We start from the raw sequence: 20,749 nt of genomic DNA on the forward strand, positions 1-20,749 counted from the left end.
TTGGAGGCATTGCATATGATTTATCAGGATTTATTTTATCCTGCGGGAGTTGCCGTGTTTGGCTCCGTAAAACCGGGAAAGCTGGCGGCAGTCATCATAAACAGACTCAAAGAAGGCAATATGCCCAATGTCTATGCCGTTAATCCCAAAGCTCAGGGGATGGAGAATGTGCCCGGCTGTGACTCCGTACTTAAATTAAAAGGACAGGTACAGCTGGCGGTGATTGCCGCACCTGCTGCGATAGTCAAGGATATTCTTGAAGAATGCGGTCAAGCCGGCATCAAGGCCGCGGCAATTATAACATCAGGTTTTTCCGAAGCCGGAAATGTTCAGGGGGAGCAGGAACTCTTAGAAATTGCCAGCAGGTACGGCATGCGTTTTGTGGGACCGAATTGTGCAGGTGTCGTCAATACTCACAGCAATCTTTTGGCGACTTTGGAAACACGTCCTCCAAAGGGGAATATAGCAATAATTTCTCAAAGCGGCGCCGTCGGCGGTATATTGATGTCCATGGCCAAAGCTCAGAAAATCGGCATCTCCAAATTTGTCAGCTTCGGCAACGGACTTGATCTCAACATGATGGAATTTCTGGAATGGATGAAAACCGATGACGAAACTAAGGTTGTTGCCATCTATATGGAAGCGGTAAAAAACGGACGTGCTTTTATGAAGGTATTGTCGGAATTGACCGAAATCAAGCCTGTGGTTATAGTAAAAGCCGGGCACAGCAGCGCCGGTCAGCGTGCAGCACTATCCCATACCGGCTCCATGGCAGGTGTGGATGCGGTATTTGATGCCGCACTGGGACAGTGCGGTGCTGTCCGTGCGGAAAGTCTGGAAGATTTATTTGATATATGCAGAGGCTTTTCGGCACTGCCGGAAATAAAAGGAGAACGTGTACTCATAGTCACTAATTCCGGCGGACCGGGAGTGATGACTACCGATAAATCAGAGGAGGTCAGGCTGAGTCTGCCCGAACCGAGTCAAAATATGAAGGAGACATTGGGAAAATTCCTGCCGTCCTTTGCCAGTATCAAAAATCCGGTGGATCTGACGGTAGAGGGCACCGGTGAACAGTACCGGGATGCTCTTGCGAACGCACTGGAGGAATACGATGCAGCTGTCGCACTCTATATCGGAACACCGTATTTGAAATCAGCTCCGATAGCGGAAGGCATTATACAGGCGGGTAAGAGTACGGGTAAGCCCATTGCGGTTTCTTTAAGCGTAGGTACAGATATGAATGAATCGCTTGACCGATTGGAACAGGAGGGAATTCCAGCCTTTATATCGGGAGAGCGCGCTGTCAAGGTGTTTGCCAAGATGGCCCAATATTATAAGTGTAAAAAGCTTGGGAAAACTTTTGAAGCTTCCAGTATACCGACGGTCGGTACAGTGCTTCCGAATAATTTATTGGAGCCGGATGTCAAGGAACTGCTGCAAAAAAATAATATTTCTGTCCCGCCGTATTCATTTGTACATACGGCTGAGGAAGCGGCTCAGTCCGGTGAAGAATTGGGCTGGCCGGTGGTTATGAAGGTGGTTTCTCCGCAGATCATACATAAATCTGATGTGGGAGGAGTGCTGCTGGGCATAGACAGTCCTAACAAAGCCAGGGAAGCGTTTAAGACTCTGGAAAAAATCGCTGAGGGACGTGATTTTCGCGGCGCAATCATGTACCATATGCTTGATTTAGGACGAGAAGTGATAATCGGACTGACCAATGATGCTTCTTTCGGCCCCGTAGTCGTGTTCGGTTTGGGCGGAATTTACACGGAGGTGCTGAAGGATGTTGTGTTCAAGGTCGCTCCCGTCGATGAAAAAACAGCCCTGACAATGATCAAAAGTATAAAATCATATAAATTGCTTGAGGGAATACGCGGCGGTAAAAGCATTGATATGCAGTTTCTGGCAAAAACCATTTCCGAATTATCTTATTTTCCGTTTAAATATACTAATATACGGGAAATGGATCTGAATCCTGTTTTTGCCTATGAAGATGGAGTAATAGCAGTCGATGCGCGTATTGTAACCGATAATGAAGCTTGAGGTGGAGAAAATGCCGGAAATAAAAAAGATGTATATAGACGGAGAATGGGTACCGTCATCTTCGGGTGATACTACCGCGATCATCAATCCCGCGACGGGAGAACAGATAGCGGTTGTTGCCAAGGGAACTCGTGCTGATGCCCGATCAGCCGTGAAAGCGGCGAAAAGAGCTTTCTATGAGGACGGCTGGTGGGACAGCACAGCCGGTGAACGTGCTGAACTGCTTAATAAATTTGCTGATGAAATGGAAGCAAACGTCGATGAATTAGCCCGTGTAGAAACAATGAACAATGGAAAAACTCTGACCGAGTCAAGTTATGACGTTTACGACAGTGCAGCCTGTCTGCGTTATTATGCAGGACTTTGCACAAAACCTTCAGGACAGACCTATGCCGTTCCCAATCCCAATGTTCAGTCAATGACCGTACGCGAACCTATCGGCGTGGTGGGAATGATCGTGGCATGGAATTTTCCGATATCGCTGGCAATGTGGAAACTGGCGCCTGCGCTGGCAGCGGGTAATACCGTCGTTTTAAAACCGGCGAGCTATACGCCGCTGTCGGCAGTAATGCTTTTTGAAATGATGGAGAGAGCAGGCTTTCCCAAAGGCGTGGTCAATCTGGTATTGGGCAGCGGCGCAGATGTGGGTGACGAATTGGCGGCAAATACAGATGTGGAAAAAATAGCATTCACAGGCAGCATTGAAGCGGGCAGCAGTGTTATGCGCGCTGCGGCAAACAACGTAAAGGGCATCTGCCTTGAACTCGGCGGCAAATCGCCGGTAGTGGTATTTGACGACGCCGATATTGCCACGGCAGTTGATTATGCGGCTTTCGGAATTTTTTACAACCAGGGTGAAGTATGTTCGGCCGGTTCCCGCATTTTGGTACAGGATACTATATATGACAGCTTTACCGCGACCTTGGTTGAATATACCGGGCAGATAAAATTAGGCAACGGACTGGCAGAGAATACCACGATGGGTCCTCTTATCAGTAAAAGCCATATGGAAAAAGTGATCGGCTATATTGAAACAGGTAAAAAAGAGGGCGCGACACTGCTGTGCGGCGGGCGCAGAGCCATGGAGGGAGAACTGAGCAGAGGCTGGTTTGTCGAACCGACTATTTTTGGTGACTGCACACCGGATATGACTATCGTGAAAGAAGAAATATTCGGACCTGTCTTGTGTCTGCAAAAATTCCATACGATAAATGATGCTATAGAGCTGGCAAATGATACCGCTTATGGTCTGGCCGCCGGTGTATTTACCAAAGACGGCGCCAAAGCACTGAAGGTAATAAAAAAAATACGTGCGGGCATTACTTGGATCAATGAATTCAGTCCTGTCTACAATGAAGCTCCATGGGGCGGCTATAAGCAAAGCGGTATCGGCCGTGAACTTGGCACCTATGGATTGGACGAATTTACCGAGGTCAAGCAGATCAATATCAATTTGGAACCGGCGCCTACTGGCTGGTTTACACCTAAATTATAAGCGCGGGAGGTTTTCGTTGTGTTTATGCCATTTACTTACAAGCATGATGTGCAGATAGAATTCGGTCCGGGAAAAACAAAGGATATTGCCGAAAGTGTCAAGGCAGAAAATGCCGGAAAAGCGATGCTGGTGATAGACAAAGATCTCAGAAAGCTGCATATTGCCGATGAGATATGCGCGGCTTTGACAGAAAATAATATAGCTTACTGCATTTTCGATGATTTTACACCCAATCCCAGTGTTCTGAGTGTAGACAGCTGTGCAAAACAGATACGCGCAGAGCATTGCGAAATAATTATTGCCATCGGCGGAGGAAGCTCCATGGATGTAGGCAAGGGTGCCGCGGTAATTGCCACCAACGAAGGCGGCATCATGGATTATATGTATCTGCGAAAGGACAATGCCAAAGTGCCGGAGCATCCGCTGCTACCGGTTATAGCTGTACCGACGACATCGGGCACCGGCTCAGAGGTCTCCGAGTGCATCGTATTGATAGATACCGATAATATAAAGGATGTCATGTATTCTTCAATACTGCTTCCCAAATATGCCTATGTAGATCCGGAGCTGACATATAAAATGCCTGCTTCTATATGCGCCAATACAGGTCTGGATGTTCTGGGACATGCTTTGGAGGCATATATCGCGACCCTGGAAAACATCATGGCGGATCTTTTTGCCAAGGAAGCCATTAAACTGACCTTCCAATATCTTCCCAAGGCAGTGAGCGGTGACAAAGAAGCACGTATATATATGGCGCTGGCTTCAATGTATGCCGGGATCGCACAGTCAAAAAACGGCTGTGTACTACCGCATGCGGTCTCGTGTCCGCTGTCGGCTTCATATGGTGTTCCTCACGGGCTTGGCGTAGGAGTGGCACAAATCCCCAACATCGAATACACGCGTGATGTCTGCGCCGAACAGTATAAGCAGATTTTGGATTATATTGACCCGCTCGCACATGAAGTACCGGCGGACGAAGCTGCCGACGGATTGATCGAAAAGATCAAAACATTATTTACCGCTGTGGGTGTGGATATGAAGCTGGATATCGGCGCTGTCGACAAAGCCGTAATTACTAAAATGAGCAGGGAGGCGCTTTTGGAAATAGATATAGAGGGATCGCCCCGCCAGCCAGTGACGCAGGAAGATGTCGAAGCGTTTTACTATAAAATGCTGAAGTTATAATTTCGGCTATCCTCTCCCAGAGGAACAGATACTAATAAAAAACAGAAACCTTCAAACTAAACAGCGGGACTGTTGCACACGATAAGTATGGTGCACAGTCCCGCTGTTTAGTCTGCATTATATTTTCTCAGATCGAATCTATCAAATTAAAAATTCACACAACTTTTTATCATGGCATATATATCTTCATGTATTGATTCTACAGATCTGATTTTCCCGTTCTTAACACAATCGACTTTTTTCCAATCATACTTTGCTGAGATATCTTTATACACACGATAACAGTGATGCAGATAGTCTCTGTCCGCTTCATGTATATCATTTCCGCCCGATGAAGCTCCCCGTACTTTCAAAAGTTCATCACTAAACTGCGGCGGCATATCCAAAAAAATGACCATATCAGGCTGCGGCAATCCCATCTTACCGAATTCTAAATCAAAAAGCCAGTCCAGAAAGTTACTGCGTTCCTTCATTTCTTTTATTTTCACTGCCTGATGCACCATGTTGGAGGTTGTATACCTGTCCGCGATTACCACGGCTCCATTTTCATATTGCTCTTTCCATTTTGTTTTATAGGACGCATATCTGTCCACGGCAAAAAATGTTGATGCGGCATAAGCATTCACCGCTTCTGCCGTTTTGCCGAAATCTCCCCGCAGATACATTTTTACTAAAGCGGAAGACTCACTTTTATAATCGGGGTATTCTACTTTGCAAACCTTTTTTTTCTCACTTACAAGACGCTTATAAAGTAAGGATGTCTGCGTTGCTTTGCCCGAACCATCGCCCGCTTCTATTATGATTAATTTACCTTTCATCTGATCACCCTTATCGTATGCAGTTTGGTATCAGCAGGACCAACTATTTTTGCGCCTGCCTGCTGCCTTTTTTTTATATATTCTATAAGCTTGTCGGAAATTATCTCTCCCGGATAAATAAGCGGAATCCCCGGCGGATAAAAGGTTATAGTCTCGCCGCAAATACGATTTTCACTCATTATGAAATCAATATTTTCATGAGCGGCAAACATAGCCCGGCGCGGTGTCATTCTTACTATCGGCAATGGTATATCCACCTCATCCGCAACAGCTTCCTTTATTTTCCCGCTATGATCATCTGCTAACTCAGCCAACGCGGAATATAAAATTTCTGTTTCTCTTTCACTGTCAGCCAGGGATATAATAAATAAAACATTATACATGTCGGCAAGCTCACATTGAATTTTGTATTTGTGACGCAGTATTTTTTCCGCCTCATAACCTGTAATTCCCAGTTTTTTTACAGTTACCGTTATTTTAGTCCGATCGATGGAAAAACACCCTTCACTGCCAGCCACTTCTGTTCCAAAGCAATATAAACCTGCTATTGTATTTATCCGTTCACGCAGTTTTTCGGCCAGACGCACTGCGTTGTCTATAAGCATTTTTCCTTTTTGTGACATTTGTCTGCGGGCCGCATCAAGCGATGCCAGCAAAAGATAATTAGGACTTGTGGACTGCAGTAATGAATTTGCCATATGTACACGCTCTATATCTACCCGTTTATATTTTATATGCAGCATTGAAGTTTGCGTCAAAGACGCCAATATTTTATGCGTACTTTGTGCTGCCATATCTGCTCCCGCATCCATTGCCTGCACAGGAAGTTTTTCAGAAAATTTCAAATGGGGGCCGTGCGCCTCATCCACCAATAGGAGCATCCCGTTCTTGTGGACGATTTCCGCTATTTCTCTTATATCACAGGCAACACCATAATAAGTTGGATATACCAAAAAAACAGCCTTTGCATCTTTATTGGCTGCTATTGCCTTTTCCACACACTCAGTCTGTACAGCCATCGCTATACCTAAATCTGTATTGATTGCAGGTTCGATAAAAATTGGTTCAGCTCCACAAAGGATAATTGCTCCCAAAACACTTTTATGTACATTTCTTGGTATGATTATCTTATCGCCAGGAGCAAGTGCGGAAAAAAGCATGATATGAATAGCTCCGGTCGTACCGTTCACCATAAAAAGACTCTCATCGGCCTCATAAAGTTTAGCAGCTAAGTCCTGAGCCTGTTTTATGCATGTTTCCGGTGCAAATAAATCGTCCAATTCTTCCATGAGAGAAACATCCATTTTCAATCCCATAGGTGTCACTATTTTTTTTAATATCTCATTTGCACCTTTTCCCTGTTTATGCCCTGGTGTGTGAAAAGCAACAGCCTTATCATTCACATATTTCTGCATAGCCGCAAAAAGCGGCGCGTCTTCCTGCATCATAAGCTTTACCTCACTTTCTTTCTACAACAATAAAATTCAGGCTGCCCGGATTCTTATTCCAATTATCGCAATATAAAAAGACCGCCATAAAATCATTTATTAATTTTAAGCGGCCTTCTGTCAAATTTACCGACAATACTCTTCTTTCAGGAAGACACTGCGGGAATGCACCATTATTTTTTTCTGCGTTTTGCCAAAAATATTTTTACTGCAGCAATCAAAACAGCCACACCTACAGCTCCCAATACAAAAACATTGTTCAAACCTGACGCCCCAGTGCCATGCATCATATCATAATAGACAAATACCAGCACCGCAGCTATTATCAATGCGTTTATTATGCTTGATATATGACCCCACCCCCATAACTTTCAAACAACAGCCTCACAATCACTTTTCTGTTCTGCTGCAGTACCTAATCGCTCTTTTTCCTTCTCCCAATGAATTACACGCGCTTTGGCGAAACCATTGAAATTAGTCGCAGATGCAACCGTATAGGCACCGCAATCGCTGGCCACCACAATATCGTCTATTTGCAGATCTGGACACGGATAATCTTTGGTCAATACATCAAGAGAATCACAGCTCGGTCCAAAAAAAGTCGACGGCAGCATCTTTCCCTGTTTAAAGCTGTTCAGTTCATACTCCCAATGATCAAAAAATACCCCGGAGAATATTCCATACACTCCGTCATCCAAATAATAACAGATCTTCCCATCACGTATCTGTTTACCGATCACGCGTGTGATCGCATTCATTACTGTTCCGCAGATGTATCGTCCTGGTTCCGCCCATATTTCAATATCGGGAAAAAATTTATCCAATCCCGCGTTTATCTCCCTGACCATATTCTCCAGATTAACACAGGTGTCCGGCGCCGGTACCGGCAGCCCGCCGCCTATGTCCAATATATTTAAAGAAAATCCTAACTGCCTAGCTTCATCAATAATCCCGCGGCAGAGAGAAAAAGCCTCATAATAAGGTTCGGTAGACAAAGTCTGACTGCCCACATGAACGGCCAGCCCTACCGGATCTAATCCTTGTTCTCTGGCCAGATTCAGCAACGAAATAGCATTCTCAGGCTCAGCGCCAAATTTTTCATTCAAATTAACAAGTGCTTTAGCATTCTTTATGCGAACTCTCAGAAGCACTTCCGCATCAGGAACATATTCAGCCATCTTGTAGACTTCCCTCTCACTGTCAAAGGTAAATCTATTGACACCGGCCTCAGCTGCAGCCATCAGGCCCTGCACTGTCTTTATAGGATTTGCATATATCATATTTTCTCCGCGCACTCCCATAGACTGCAGCATTCGGATCTCTCCGTCAGAGGCAACATCAAAGCTGGATCCCATATCAATCATTTTTTCAATGATTATAGGGGAAGGATTTGCCTTCATGGCATAAAACACACGTACACGCGGCATATTATCCAATAAAAATCGATAATTTTTCTCTACCTGATCGGTAGAAATGACCGCCAAAGGCGTAGGGTACTTATTTACTAAAATTTCCGCCTGTTCTTTTGTTAATTTGAAACTTTTCATAACACTCCCCTTATTCTCTGCATACAATTATTGTATTTATTCTTTGCGGACAGGCACTGGCTCCATCTTTCCACAGAGCTACCTTTTGCACATCGGGTTTCACCCTTCAATACAAAAGACGCCTCACTCGCTATTTATAAACCATGGCAATACCGCCATAAATTTATTCCTTTGTTATTTTGTCATTTACAAAGAAAATCCTTCATAAAATACAAAAATTTTACGAAATTTTCCTATTTACTGCCGACACGTTTTTAATCAATGCCAAACAAAAAATCTGTATGAAATATGCAGACTGTTCTTCGCAATAACTGTTAATAAATATATAACGACAGCAGCAAAAAATCAATCAAAATTTACTGCAAATCGTATCTTTTCCAAAAAAAATAATGCAGTTCACATTATTTCAATTTTGCCAGAGCGAATAAACAGAAAATTTCCAAAAAAAAATAATGCCGGAATAAGTTTTTATTGCCCTTATTCCAGCATATAATGACATAATTTTTATATTATGCCTTGATTACTGTATAATCGGATTTTTTGTATACTGTCTCCGTTATATCCTGACCTATCCCCGGTAATTCTGGTACAATAAAATATCCATTGACAGGCTGATAATTATATTTGCAAAGTTCCTGGTATTCTGGCAGTAAAGTTTTTTGATGATGCTCATGAATGCAAAAATTTGGTATGCTTGTTTCAGCATGAAGCGCTGCCGCTTCTGCCACTCCAGTCCCCGCCACATGAGCTTGTACGGATATTTCATAAGTATGAGCCGTATCTGCGATTTTTTTAAATTCTGAAAAACCGCCGCAGGAACCTAAATCCGGCTGGATAACATCAATAGATCTATCTTTGAAATAGGGAGTATAACCCCAGCGTGAATATATTCTCTCACCAGAGGCAATGGGAATATTGATTTTTTGCTTTGCATGTCTTAGAAGTTCGGTATTCAAAGGTGTATTGATCTCTTCATAGAAAAAAATATTATACTCTTCAATAGATTTAGCAAATTGGATTGCGCTCACCAAATCTGTATTAGCATGGTTTTCAATAATTATATCTACATATGGTCCGACAGTTTTTCGTATTATCTCTACTCTTTCTTTTCCCAGTTCGATCAGTGCATACGGCAGCGGCCCTTCCAATTTATCAATATTTTTGCCATTTCTGTCATGAGCAAGAACATCTATTTTAATTGCATCATATCCATCTTTCAACGCATTTTCGGCTTCAGCGGCATATTCTTCTTTTGGTCCTCTGGCACCTCTGACTGGTCCCCAGCCGAATTGCAGCTGTGATGCATATGTACGCAATTTCTTATTTGTTTTACCTCCCAGCAATTTATAAACAGGAACGTTTAAAAATTTCCCCTTGATATCCCATAAGGCTATATCCAACGCAGAAATTGCTGAAAATATGGCGGTTCCTCCGCCTTGACCCCAAAAAGTCTTCTTAAACAGATGCTCCCATATAGCTTCCGTATCAAACGGATCTCTGCCAAGAATCAATTCACCAAAATCTTTGATCGCCCCTACAGCAGCGCTTCCACCCGCCCCATAGGCCATACCTGCTTCTCCTATGCCGTAAAGACCTTCCTCGTCAGTAGAAATTTTTACTAAAATTGGTCTTTGCCCTGATTTTGGACGTCTGTGAACATGAAATATTTCTATCTGTGTTATTTTCATAAATTAATGATCCCCATTTCTTTTTTATACTGCACTTGCTTCTGCTGGTTTTAAAATATAATTAAGTATAAGATTTTCATAATATGCCGAATCCTTATCTTTTATTCTGGGACGTGAAAGTTCTATTTTTTTATCAAGCCCGATCCGACCGTCTTCAAGCAGAACAACACGATCAGCCAGATATACTGCTTCACTTACGTCATGTGTAACTAAAACCACTGTAAAATTTTCTTTCTGCCAAAGGGCTTCTATAAGTTTCTGCATATTGATGCGTGTAAGTGCATCCAATGCACTTAGCGGTTCATCCAGAAGCAGTATCTTAGGAGTTCCTACAAGCGCTCTTGCCAAAGCAGCTCTTTGCCTTTGTCCCCCTGAAAGATCTGACGGCCAAAAATTGGCTTTCATTTCCAAGTCAACCGACTGTAAAGCTGCAACAGCAGCTTCGCGGCTCCGTGTCGGTGAACCGAGCACTACATTCTGCAAAACAGTTTTCCACGGCAAAAGTCTGGCATCCTGAAAAAGGAATCTTACTTCCGGATTGATAGCCGTGACACTCTTTCCATTTATTTTTATTATTCCTCCTGTGATGGTTGTCAATGCTGAAACAGCACGCAGCAATGTACTTTTGCCACAACCGCTTTTACCTATCAGTGCCACAAATTCCCCCTGCTTTATTGTCAGATCAATGTCTTTTAATACCTCTGTATCACCGTATTTTTTTGTAAGATGCCGTATCTCAAGCGAATATCCTGACATTTCAAGTCCTCCTGTAAGCTGGATTCCATCGCATCATTTTTTTTGTGGCAGTGACCGCAATCAGGTCAGACAACGATCCTAATAACGCATAAATTACCATGCTCAATACAATTACGTCCATCATCATATATTCTCTGGCGTTCGTTGCCATATAGCCGATCCCTGATTTTGCCGCAATCGTCTCAGCTACGATCAAGATCAGCCATGTATCACCAAGTGACTGCCGAAAACCTATCATTATAGAAGATATCGCTCCTGGGAAAATAATATTTTTAAACATTTCCCAGGATGAAAGGCCATATATTTTCCCCATTTCCAATAAGTCTCTGTCAATAGATCTGATGCCATGAAAGGTATTAAGGTATATGGGAAAAAATGTACTCAGCGCTATCAAAATCAACTTTGAAGTTTCTCCAATACCGAACCAAATCAACACCAATGGCAGTATAGCAAGCCGTGGTACACTTTTAATCATCTGAATAGGTGTATTTAATATTTTATTAACCAAGCTGAACTGCCCTGTCAATATTCCCAGAATAAAACCTGTACTCCCGCCGATCGCAAGTCCTGTGAATGCTCTTATCAAACTGACTTCCAAGTTCAAGGCCAATGTACCGTCTTCTATCAGACGCACCGTTGTTCTTAACAGTTCATCAGGTGTGGGAAAAAGTCGATTAAGATACCCCGTTAACGATAGCCATGTCCAAAACAAAAAAAGAATAATAGGTATGCTCCATATTAACAACAGATTACCAGTGCCTTTTAATAAAATTTCCCTTGACTTTCCCTTGCTGCCTAATATTTTTTTTCTTGAAACAAGAGCAGTTGCTGAATCAACACTATTTCCCATTTACAATCCTCCCAATCAATACACCTTGAAGTTAGAAATTTCTTTATCGAAGGATCTGTCAAATAAACTTGCTGCATCAATGTTCTGCTTTAATGCTCCCAGCTTATAAAAACTATCAATAATATCCTGTTCTGATGCTATTGTTGCACTGTCTACAGGGGCTATTCTTCCTTTTCGCTGCTTTTCCCCCGCTTCAAAAATTCTTTTATAATCTTCCACTTTTTGATTTGTTTCCTTCGCATAAGCCTGAGCCCACTCATCGGGATGCTGGCGGGCCCATTCATCCGCCTCATTTATCCGCTCCAGATAATCTACCAGCGCCGCATGCTTCGCCGGATCATTGATAGTATTAAATGCCGCATACCAATAAAAATCTCCTGAAAGTACATCTTCCGCTGATCTGAGAGTTACTGCGCCATTTTCCTTCGCTTGTATGATGGACTGATCGTAGCTTGCCAATGCATCAACATCACCTGTCACTACAGCCGATAAACCATCAGATGTAGTCATTGGCAGAGAATCTATATCCTCCCATTTCAGCCCTGCATCTGTCAGCATTTTATATAGAAAATATTGTGCCGTAGTATTTTTGACATAAGCAACCTTTTTACCTTTTAAATCAGCCACCGTTTTTATGCTGTCCTTTGCTTGAGGGCTTACTATCAACTCCTGATTCAATGTATTGCCCTTTCTGATGGCAATTATTTTAAAGTTTCCTCCATTTTTACTCAGGGATGCAAAAATAGGCGGTATCTGGCTTCCTGAACCTGCATCTATCTGTCCTGCAGCAATCGCTTCCAGGACCAAATTGCCCCCTCTAAGCTGATGATAATCTACTTTATATGGCGTATTATCCAATCCGGCGGCTACAAGTATCGACTGCGCAAGATCCGATGATGCCGTACCGATGCTTAGCGTGACACCTGTCAATTCATTATTGTATTTATTTGAAGGAGTAAATACAGTCTCCTTAGTCGGTGAGGATGATTGCTTTTCGCCCATGTCCTGATCGCTGCATGCAGTTAAAATAATTGATAATATAGTAATCAGTACAAATATTAATGCATTTTTTTTCATTTGCTAAATTTCCCCTTGTCTTTTATTGTAAAGTAATTTATTTTGATAATGCTCCTTATTATATAAACTAAAGGCCGGAATAAACACACCTGCGTTTATTCCGGCCTTTAGTTTTCTAATTAGCCCAGATTATAATAAAAAGATTGAAGTCAATATATAATTAACTGTAATATTTGAAAATCGTATCACAAAATCCTCAGTAAGTAAGTCGTGCAGGCGACATTAAAAAATAATTATAGGAATATTTTATTCTTCCGTTCTATTATTAGTAAATCGAAAACCGAGCAGTGCCTGCATATAATGATATATTTTCAATAAATATTCAAAAGAATCAGCTGCATTTGATTGCCGTCCTGCATCTACCGTCACCCAGCCTGAATAACCAATCTTGTCAAGGGCCAGGAAAAGTTCGACAAAATCTATTTCTCCGTCGCCCGGAATTGTAAAACATCCCGCTGATACAGCTTCGGAAAAGCTGGCATTTCTTTTACTGCATCCTTTCAGCTCCTTCAATCTCATATCCTGCAACCTCACGTACGCTATGCGGCTGCCAAATTTTTTGATTGTTTGCACAACTGCGTTCTGCAAAAACAAATTGCCTGTATCCAGACAAAGCTTTACATATCGCTCATCTGTTGTATCCATTAACTGATCGATTTCTTCAAGTGTTCGTATAACCGTACAGATGTGCGGCTGAAAACACATTTTTATTCCATAAGAGGAAGCAATTTTTCCAAGCTCATTAAGATTATTGCTAAGATGCAGCCAATCATCTCTCTTTAAAAAAGCTCTGTAACCAAGCAGAGCTTCTCCGGTGAAAAATATGTTATGACTCATTTCTCTCACAACCAAATACTTCATTCCCAAAGAAACCATTTTTTTCAGCATTACATGAAAGTCAGACACAATACCTTTACAATTATCCGCCGCGGCAGCTATTCCCGTCACCCGTCCTGCAGCTGATAGATTTCTTAATGACAGATGATAATTCAGCATATCAGTATCCAAAAATCGACCGTTATCATCTATTTCCACCCCTTCAAATCCCGTCAAAGCTGCTTCACTGAGTATTTGCTGTGAAATATTTACGCCAGCCGATCCTGCAAAACCATCATATTTCCACAGATCCGGAGAAATACCCAGAAACAGAGGATTTTGATAAGACATCCGCTTCCCTTCCTTTCGCAAAATATATTTATATTCAAAATGCACTTTTTCCAATATTATTTTGTTTTTATGTTTTACTAATAAATTGAATATATTGTTTATTATATCAATTTATATTATAATAGCAATAATAACGCTAATATGTATTTTTTGCCTTTTAATATACATTTTTTGCTTAGGATGGTGTAATTGATGATTCATACTGAACCAGGCATAATAAAACGTGACGGAGTGTATTTTTGTTCTTCAGATTCTTTTACACAGGATAATCTTTTTTATATTTTATGGGGTGCCGTGTATTCTCTGGACAGCCCTTATCGTGTCAGCCGAAGCTATATGGATGCTTTTATGCTCCAGTATATTGTAAGCGGTGAACTGAATTTTGTTCTGCGCGGCAAAACTTTTACCGCTAAAGCCAATGAAGCAGTATTGCTGAATTGCCGTGAAAAAAATCTTTATTGGGCAGACAGGCAAGCTGTAGTAAAATGGTTTCATTTCAATGGTAAAAATACGCTGCCCCTGCTTAACTATATATATGAAAGAAATGGAGGCACCGGCCTTTTCAAGAAAAATTACACGAAGAAAATAAAACCCTATATTGACAGCATACTAAATGAAATACACAAAAAAGATTCCAATGTTTTTTCTATTTCCCACAACATTTACAGTATCCTGTGCGAACTTTCGGCTCCTCCCGCTGTGCTTGAATCGCCGGCGGAAAAAACGATCCGGGAAGCCCTCAGTTTCATTCAGAATAATTACAGCAAATCCATATCCGTCAATGACATCGCTGCTCATGTAAGCCTCAGCACCTACTATTTCACCCGCCTTTTCAGCAAATACATGCATTTATCCCCTCATACCTATCTTTTAAGCACTCGTCTTGAAGCCGCTAAAAAAATCCTCATATATACATTTGAGGACATAGAAACTATATCCCTGCGTACCGGATTTCAAAGTTCCTCACATTTTATCCGAGCCTTTAAAAAAGCTAATAATATTACACCAAACAATTTTCGGAAAGTATTTTATCAAAAAAGTATCGATTGACTCTGCCGCATACTTTAACTTATCAGCCTATTCCCTCAAATACACACAAAGAAATCAAATTTCTTTGTGTGTATTTTTTATTTTAAACAAATAAACTAAAATTGCTTAATTCAAATTTAAATAAAACACAGCAAGAAATGTATATTTTTTAGCAAAATGCATCAATGACATTTTTTTATCATAATGTTATCATGAACTTATCAAAAAAATATCAGTAGTGTACGTACCTTACTCATATTATTTTCAAAATTTTAGATTGAATAATCTTTATTTTAAGATATTTTTGTTTAATGCAAAAGGGAGAGGAACTATGCATCCACTAAATTATAAGAAAAATTTATCAACAATGATATTTGTTTCCACCTTCGGAGGCTTGTTATTTGGATATGACACAGGTGTAGTAAATGGCGCGCTTCCGTTTATGTCAGCAGCGGATCAGCTGAATCTGGACGCTTTTCATCAAGGTTTAGTTGTGGCCGTTCTGCAATTGGGAGCCGCTGTTGGTGCTATCGGCATCGGTAAAGTGACAGATCTGTACGGCAGAAAAAAAACCTTGTTATTTTTATCAGTACTTTTTTTTGCCGCAACACTATTTTGCTCAATGTCCCCCAATGTCGCCTCTATGGTAACAGCCCGTTTTGTTCTGGGGCTTGCCGTTGGTGGTGCCTCTGTCAATGTTCCCACCTATTTGGCTGAAATAGCCCCGGCTGACAGGCGCGGCAAAATCGTCACCCGTAATGAAGTAATGATCGTTTCCGGTCAATTGCTGGCATTCTTCTTCAATGCAGTTATAGGTATCAATTTTGGAGAGAGCGGCGGCATATGGAGGTATATGCTGGCATTAGCCGCCATACCTGCTGTCATACTGGGTGTTGGCATGCTGCGTATGCCGGAAAGCCCTCGCTGGCTCATCAGTAAAAATAAAATGACTAAAGGCATTGAAGTACTCAATCTGATAAGATCTGCCGAACAGGCAGAAAAAGAAATAGCAGACATAAAAAATACACTTGACCAGGAAGCGGCTATTAAGCAAATGACTGTCAAGGACCTTGGTATTACCTGGGTGAGACATCTGATCTTCATTGGTATTGGAATGGCCCTGGTCAATCAATTCACCGGTATCAACTCCATTATGTATTACGGTACAGAGATACTAAAAACCTCAGGTTTCAGCACAGAAGCCGCTCTTATCGGCAATATAGGCAATGGCGCCATTTCGCTCATAGCGATGTGCTGCGGCATAGCGATGATGGATCGCTTCGGACGTCGCCCCATGATATTGACCGGCTTGGTCGGAGTAGCCGTCATGCTGGCTGTCATTGGCATGACTTCACTTTTTATGCAGGGCAGCAGCCTGCTTCCCTTCGTCACACTCGGTTCAATAATCATCTATCTTGCCTTCTTCCAAGGTCTCATCGGTCCTGTAAACTGGTTGATTATTTCTGAGATTTTTCCATTGCGTTTGCGCGGTCTGGGCATGGGTATAGCCGTAATGGTCTTGTGGATAGCAAATTTTTGCGTAGGACTCATATTTCCTATGCTGCTCGTAGGCGTTGGCCTGGCCAACACCTTTTTCACCTTTGCTGCCATGAGCGTTGTTTCTATTATTTTTGTAATAAAATATGTTCCCGAAACACGAGGGCATTCGTTGGAAGAACTTGAACGTTTCTTTGTAAAGGAATATGGCGGTAAAAACACTTCCGGCGACAGTATTGCCGGTGCTGCCAAAAGCAATATCAGCTGACGTCCTTACCGACAGTTTATTATCAATAGTAATCAGACATTATAATGACATTTCTCACTGATGTTTTTATTTGTCAAAATTCACATATTATTTATTCTAAGGAGACCGTCATCATGAAAAAAATTAAATTTGGAATTGCCGGACTGGGCCGTCTCGGCAAAGTGCATGCACAAAACATTGCCAGCAAGATTGAAAATGCAGAATTAACCGCAGCGTGTTCCATTGTGCCTAACGAGCTGGACTTTGCCCGTGACAAGCTTGGTGTAAAAAACGTATACAGTGACTACAAGGAAATGTTGTCCAAAGCTGATATTGATGCCGTTGCCATAATTACGACCAGCAGCGAACACTGCTGGCAGATAGCGGCCGCATTGGATGCGGGCAAACATGTATTCAGTGATAAACCGCTTGGTACAACAATAGATGAATGCAGGCTGGCAGAGGAGGCCGTGCTGCGACATCCTGATTTAATATTTTTTCTTGGCTTTATGCGCCGTTTTGACCCTTCCTACACTTACGCCATGGATCAGATAAAAGCTGGAAAAATTGGCAAGCCCTATATGGTAAAAGCCACAGGTATTGATCCTGAAGCATTGGTTCAAAGTGCAATAAAATTTTCCCCGACCTCCGGAGGCATTTTCATTGATATGGCTATACACGACATTGATCTTATGCGTTGGTTTTTGGGCAGTGATCCTGTCGAGGTATATGCCGGCGGCTCGACATTCAAGCATCCGGAATTCAAAAAAAGCAATGATGATGAAACAGGCATTGCCATGTATAAATGTGCCAACGGATCTATGGGATTCATCCACGTGGGACGCACAGCTTCTTATGGTTATCATGTTGAAACAGAAGTTATTGGTACAGAAGGGACTCTCCGCATAAGCCCTGTACCGGAAAAAAATCTCTGTTTTATTTACGATCAATATGGTGTACGTCAGGAATGTGTTGGCAGTTTTCCTGAAAGATTCGCTGAAGCATATCTTTTGGAAATGGAAAACTTCGTCAACTGCATCCAAAAAAATAAAAAACCCGATGTAAATGTATATGATGGTACCAAATCTACACAGATCGCTTTTGCCACCGCAGAATCATATAAAAAAAATTCTCTTATTTCTATCACATATTAATTTTACTGTACATTTTTTTACAAAATATCTATTCAGGACAACCAAAAAACAGTTTTCCATGCTGCAGCGGAAAACTGTTTTCTGGTTTTACATACTACAGTTGTCAGCAAGCAGTAAATTGGGGACTTCCCCGTCATCTCATACCGGCAGTGCCTGCTTAACAGCTTTTATGATATTACTCTTGAAAACGCTTAGCCCAACCTTTTTTACACTTTTCGGCAGACCTGTATATAAGGAAATTTCCTCTATCTTTTTATTTGGCACCTCACATACGCCGGTATCAATAAACAGTAATTGTCCAAAATCGGCAAAACTTTGCTTTATAGCAGCCTGATCTGTATTTTTTGCCGCATTAAAGAACTGATCCCAATTTGTCACCCATCCTGCCGTCAAATAGATTGTTTTAGCGGCATCATCTATTTTTTTCTTGCAGTCTCCAAGGATCAATTCAATACAATTAGACTGTTTGAATCTGACCAGCTGCCAGTCTCGCAGGAAATCGTTAAATTCAGGATGGCATTTGGCTCCATACAGTAAAATTATCTTATCTGCCGCAATATGCCGAAGCGCCTGTAAGACGCCTTTTTTTAAAAGATCAAAATCAATATGAAGCTTAGCCTGCAGATAGGTCACTGTCAATTCACAGTCAAATATTTTATCCTCCTTTATTTCAGACAGTACTGCATCCAGCTCAGGCTGATAAATACCGCAGGACAAAAAACATATCCTCATATCACAAATATTCCCTTCAACACACATCTATTGCGGCCACTCCAATATCACCGATTTGCCGATTAAGCCAGCGGCTTTAAATTGTATAATCTATTTTGCTGCCGCATAGCGACGCTGATGTGACAACCATTCAGGTGCCCAACCGCGTTCTAAGTCATCTAATGTTTTTCCAGGAGCTACAATACTGTCAATTTTATCCAAGATATCAAAATTTAAACGGATATTACTCCCCTTTAATATCTCATGAAGCTGCGCCGGTGTGCGCGGACCGATGATCGATGCCGTGACAGAAGGATGTTCCTGCGTAAAAGCCATCGCCATATGGGCAAGTGTCATACCGACCTGATCAGCTATCTCTTTCAATTGATTAATTACTTCAAATTTAACACGGTTTTCTTGACGCTCTGGATTAACTCTATCTGCCAATGGGCTTCCCTTAATGCGAACAGCACGGGAATCTGCCGAAGCCTGTTGCCCCATAATATATTTGCCCGTCAATAACCCTCCCGACAAAGGACTCCAGACAAGAACACCCAATCCGTATTTATCGGCAGCAGCTAAGACATCAAGTTCTACACTCCGATTAATTATTGAATACGGAGGCTGCTCACTCACAAAGCGTACCAGATTTCGTCGCTCACTGACCCACTGTGCCTCAACAATTTGCCATGCCTGAAAACTTGAGGTTCCGATGTAACGTATTTTCCCCTCCTTGACAAGATCTGTTAAAACTTCGAGTGTTTCTTCTATATCAGTATACGGATCAGGCACATGCAATTGATATAAATCTACATAATCAGTCTGCAGTCTTCGCAAACTGCCCTCAACAGCACGTCTGATCCATATTTTAGAACTGCCCTTTTGATTCTGCCCATTTCCCATAGGCAATCCACCCTTGGTCCCCAATATGACCTCTGTGCGCTGTCCTTTTAAAGCTTTCCCCAGTATTTTTTCAGTTTCTCCGCCAGAATACACATCCGCTGTATCAATAAAATTGATGCCATTAGCAATAGCCTCATTCACAATCCGAATGCATTCCTCTTCATTTTTATTTCCCCAATTTCCAAGTGCCCCAGTTCCCAGACAGAAACTGCTCACTTTTATTCCTGTACGTCCAAAAAACCGATATTCCACCGATGGCACCTCCTTCATTTTATAAACATTATATACAAAAAACATTCTTGCTTATTTTAAAATTCCTCTATAATAAGCTCTTCTTTATTTAAACGCGGTCTGGCACTTGGTGCCTGATCCGGATGTCCAACGAGCAGCACGTTTACAACATGGTAACGATCATCGATGTCCAGTAATTCTTTTAAAACAGCACCGTCATATAACCCGATCCAGCATGTACCCAATCCTAAATCCACAGCACGCAAGTCCATATGCGTTATAGATATGGCTGCATTGAACATCAAGCTCGCCCTTAATACCAATTCTTCATCAAGCTTCTTCTTTTTCAAGAGTTCTTCCACCTCTTTAGCAGGCATACTGACACCCAAAAAAGCGCCTGCTTCTTGAAGTTCCCTATATCGTGCTCCCTGCGAATGCATTACCTCCTGATCAATGCAGCATATAATAATCACCGGTGCTGTGCTAAAAAAAGAAACTGGTGATGCCTTAGCCAATTTGGCACGAACCTCTGCATCCTTAACAACAATGTAACGCCAAGCCTGTAAATTGCTGGCAGATGGTGCCAGCCTGCCGGCTTCTAAAATACTTTCAACGGCATCTTGAGAAACAGGCTCCGATTTAAATTTGCGTATACTGTGTCTTTTCTTTATAACATCCATAAATTCCATAATAAAATCCCCTTTTTCTTTTCCGTCTGCCTATTATGCAAAAATGCAGATCAATCTACCTGTGCCATAGTGAACAGCATCAGATTCTCAAATTTCCTTGATAAATAAACTCTCACTCCATGCTGAATTTTTTGATATCCTGCATCACCACCTCTCCGGCCTTTTACTAAACTTGTTGCTTAAATAGGTCACTTAGGCTTTCGAC

At 41.9% G+C, this 20,749-nt stretch carries 18 protein-coding genes; 6 read left to right on the forward strand and 12 right to left on the reverse strand.

The window, feature by feature from the left end; genetic code table 11:
• Window positions 1–15 precede the first annotated feature (15 nt).
• Genes I6758_RS12935 through I6758_RS12945 form a run of 3 tightly spaced genes read left to right on the forward strand, consistent with a single transcriptional unit; the run spans window position 16 to window position 4,732 of the window.
• Window positions 16–2,049 (forward strand): acetate--CoA ligase family protein, encoded by a 2,034-nt coding sequence (locus I6758_RS12935; protein ID WP_196605662.1) that lies wholly within the window; start codon window positions 16–18, stop codon window positions 2,047–2,049.
• 10 nt (window positions 2,050–2,059) lie between these two features.
• Window positions 2,060–3,544, forward strand: coding sequence for an aldehyde dehydrogenase family protein (locus I6758_RS12940; RefSeq protein ID WP_196605663.1), 1,485 nt, complete (start codon window positions 2,060–2,062; stop codon window positions 3,542–3,544).
• A 24-nt stretch (window positions 3,545–3,568) separates the two neighbouring features.
• Window positions 3,569–4,732 carry an iron-containing alcohol dehydrogenase gene (locus tag I6758_RS12945; RefSeq protein ID WP_231038716.1) on the forward strand — a complete coding sequence of 388 codons (1,164 nt, stop codon included), beginning with the start codon at window positions 3,569–3,571 and terminating at the stop codon, window positions 4,730–4,732.
• 146 nt (window positions 4,733–4,878) lie between these two features.
• On the opposite strand, the gene I6758_RS12950 is transcribed toward I6758_RS12945, so the two are convergent.
• The 9 genes from I6758_RS12950 to I6758_RS12990 all read right to left on the reverse strand — a co-directional run bounded on the left by I6758_RS12950 (window position 4,879) and on the right by I6758_RS12990 (window position 14,083).
• On the reverse strand, window positions 4,879–5,550 hold the full coding sequence (locus tag I6758_RS12950) for a dTMP kinase (RefSeq protein ID WP_196605665.1): 672 nt from the start codon (window positions 5,548–5,550) through the stop codon (window positions 4,879–4,881).
• Window positions 5,547–6,998, reverse strand: a complete 1,452-nt coding sequence (locus I6758_RS12955) for an aminotransferase class I/II-fold pyridoxal phosphate-dependent enzyme (protein ID WP_196605666.1) — start codon at window positions 6,996–6,998, stop codon at window positions 5,547–5,549. Before I6758_RS12955 ends, I6758_RS12950 begins: the two co-directional genes overlap by 4 nt.
• Before the next feature lie 173 nt (window positions 6,999–7,171).
• Entirely contained in the window at window positions 7,172–7,327 is a 156-nt protein-coding gene (locus I6758_RS12960) for a hypothetical protein (RefSeq protein ID WP_196605667.1), read from the reverse strand.
• A 42-nt stretch (window positions 7,328–7,369) separates the two neighbouring features.
• A complete protein-coding gene (locus tag I6758_RS12965) occupies window positions 7,370–8,545 on the reverse strand; it encodes a type III PLP-dependent enzyme (protein WP_196605668.1) in 1,176 nt (391 codons plus the stop codon).
• 509 nt (window positions 8,546–9,054) lie between these two features.
• Complete coding sequence (locus I6758_RS12970; RefSeq protein ID WP_196605669.1) at window positions 9,055–10,233, reverse strand: mandelate racemase/muconate lactonizing enzyme family protein; 1,179 nt, start codon at window positions 10,231–10,233, stop codon at window positions 9,055–9,057.
• Between the two features lie 24 nt (window positions 10,234–10,257).
• Complete coding sequence (locus I6758_RS12975; protein ID WP_196605670.1) at window positions 10,258–10,989, reverse strand: ABC transporter ATP-binding protein; 732 nt, start codon at window positions 10,987–10,989, stop codon at window positions 10,258–10,260.
• 1 nt (window position 10,990) lies between these two features.
• A complete protein-coding gene (locus I6758_RS12980) occupies window positions 10,991–11,839 on the reverse strand; it encodes an ABC transporter permease subunit (RefSeq protein WP_196605671.1) in 849 nt (282 codons plus the stop codon).
• 15 nt (window positions 11,840–11,854) lie between these two features.
• Window positions 11,855–12,916 (reverse strand): ABC transporter substrate-binding protein, encoded by a 1,062-nt coding sequence (locus tag I6758_RS12985; RefSeq protein WP_231038667.1) that lies wholly within the window; start codon window positions 12,914–12,916, stop codon window positions 11,855–11,857.
• Window positions 12,917–13,162: 246 nt separating this feature from the next.
• Window positions 13,163–14,083 (reverse strand): TIM barrel protein, encoded by a 921-nt coding sequence (locus tag I6758_RS12990; RefSeq protein WP_196605672.1) that lies wholly within the window; start codon window positions 14,081–14,083, stop codon window positions 13,163–13,165.
• 192 nt (window positions 14,084–14,275) lie between these two features.
• Between I6758_RS12990 and I6758_RS12995 the strand changes: the two genes are divergently transcribed.
• From I6758_RS12995 to I6758_RS13005, 3 genes are all read left to right on the forward strand, one after another.
• On the forward strand, window positions 14,276–15,133 hold the full coding sequence (locus I6758_RS12995) for a helix-turn-helix domain-containing protein (protein WP_231038717.1): 858 nt from the start codon (window positions 14,276–14,278) through the stop codon (window positions 15,131–15,133).
• Window positions 15,134–15,443: 310 nt separating this feature from the next.
• Window positions 15,444–16,877, forward strand: coding sequence for a sugar porter family MFS transporter (locus I6758_RS13000; protein WP_196605674.1), 1,434 nt, complete (start codon window positions 15,444–15,446; stop codon window positions 16,875–16,877).
• A gap of 113 nt (window positions 16,878–16,990) precedes the next feature.
• Entirely contained in the window at window positions 16,991–18,010 is a 1,020-nt protein-coding gene (locus I6758_RS13005; RefSeq protein ID WP_196605675.1) for a Gfo/Idh/MocA family protein, read from the forward strand.
• A 138-nt stretch (window positions 18,011–18,148) separates the two neighbouring features.
• On the opposite strand, the gene I6758_RS13010 is transcribed toward I6758_RS13005, so the two are convergent.
• The 3 genes from I6758_RS13010 to I6758_RS13020 form a co-directional block, all read right to left on the reverse strand.
• A complete protein-coding gene (locus tag I6758_RS13010) occupies window positions 18,149–18,727 on the reverse strand; it encodes a DUF1638 domain-containing protein (protein ID WP_196605676.1) in 579 nt (192 codons plus the stop codon).
• A 105-nt stretch (window positions 18,728–18,832) separates the two neighbouring features.
• On the reverse strand, window positions 18,833–19,876 hold the full coding sequence (locus I6758_RS13015) for an aldo/keto reductase (RefSeq protein WP_196605677.1): 1,044 nt from the start codon (window positions 19,874–19,876) through the stop codon (window positions 18,833–18,835).
• A 56-nt stretch (window positions 19,877–19,932) separates the two neighbouring features.
• Window positions 19,933–20,544, reverse strand: a complete 612-nt coding sequence (locus I6758_RS13020; RefSeq protein ID WP_196605678.1) for a nitroreductase family protein — start codon at window positions 20,542–20,544, stop codon at window positions 19,933–19,935.
• Window positions 20,545–20,749: the final 205 nt, after the last annotated feature.

Origin of the sequence: Pectinatus haikarae (genome assembly GCF_015732185.1) — a bacterium.
Taxonomy (GTDB): Bacteria; Bacillota; Negativicutes; order Selenomonadales; family Selenomonadaceae; genus Pectinatus; species Pectinatus haikarae.

Excerpts from the sequence above, each read along its gene's own strand:
- I6758_RS13005 (WP_196605675.1), top strand. The coding sequence starts at position 16,991 with ATGAAAAAAATTAAATTTGGAATTGCCGGACTGGGCCGTCTCGGCAAA.
- I6758_RS12985 (WP_231038667.1), bottom strand. The coding sequence starts at position 12,916 with ATGAAAAAAAATGCATTAATATTTGTACTGATTACTATATTATCAATT.
- I6758_RS13000 (WP_196605674.1), top strand. The coding sequence starts at position 15,444 with ATGCATCCACTAAATTATAAGAAAAATTTATCAACAATGATATTTGTT.
- I6758_RS12970 (WP_196605669.1), bottom strand. The coding sequence starts at position 10,233 with ATGAAAATAACACAGATAGAAATATTTCATGTTCACAGACGTCCAAAA.
- I6758_RS12975 (WP_196605670.1), bottom strand. The coding sequence starts at position 10,989 with ATGTCAGGATATTCGCTTGAGATACGGCATCTTACAAAAAAATACGGT.
- I6758_RS12990 (WP_196605672.1), bottom strand. The coding sequence starts at position 14,083 with ATGTCTTATCAAAATCCTCTGTTTCTGGGTATTTCTCCGGATCTGTGG.
- I6758_RS12955 (WP_196605666.1), bottom strand. The coding sequence starts at position 6,998 with ATGATGCAGGAAGACGCGCCGCTTTTTGCGGCTATGCAGAAATATGTG.
- I6758_RS12950 (WP_196605665.1), bottom strand. The coding sequence starts at position 5,550 with ATGAAAGGTAAATTAATCATAATAGAAGCGGGCGATGGTTCGGGCAAA.
- I6758_RS12940 (WP_196605663.1), top strand. The coding sequence starts at position 2,060 with ATGCCGGAAATAAAAAAGATGTATATAGACGGAGAATGGGTACCGTCA.
- I6758_RS12995 (WP_231038717.1), top strand. The coding sequence starts at position 14,276 with ATGATTCATACTGAACCAGGCATAATAAAACGTGACGGAGTGTATTTT.
- I6758_RS12965 (WP_196605668.1), bottom strand. The coding sequence starts at position 8,545 with ATGAAAAGTTTCAAATTAACAAAAGAACAGGCGGAAATTTTAGTAAAT.
- I6758_RS12935 (WP_196605662.1), top strand. The coding sequence starts at position 16 with ATGATTTATCAGGATTTATTTTATCCTGCGGGAGTTGCCGTGTTTGGC.
- I6758_RS13020 (WP_196605678.1), bottom strand. The coding sequence starts at position 20,544 with ATGGAATTTATGGATGTTATAAAGAAAAGACACAGTATACGCAAATTT.
- I6758_RS12980 (WP_196605671.1), bottom strand. The coding sequence starts at position 11,839 with ATGGGAAATAGTGTTGATTCAGCAACTGCTCTTGTTTCAAGAAAAAAA.
- I6758_RS12945 (WP_231038716.1), top strand. The coding sequence starts at position 3,569 with ATGCCATTTACTTACAAGCATGATGTGCAGATAGAATTCGGTCCGGGA.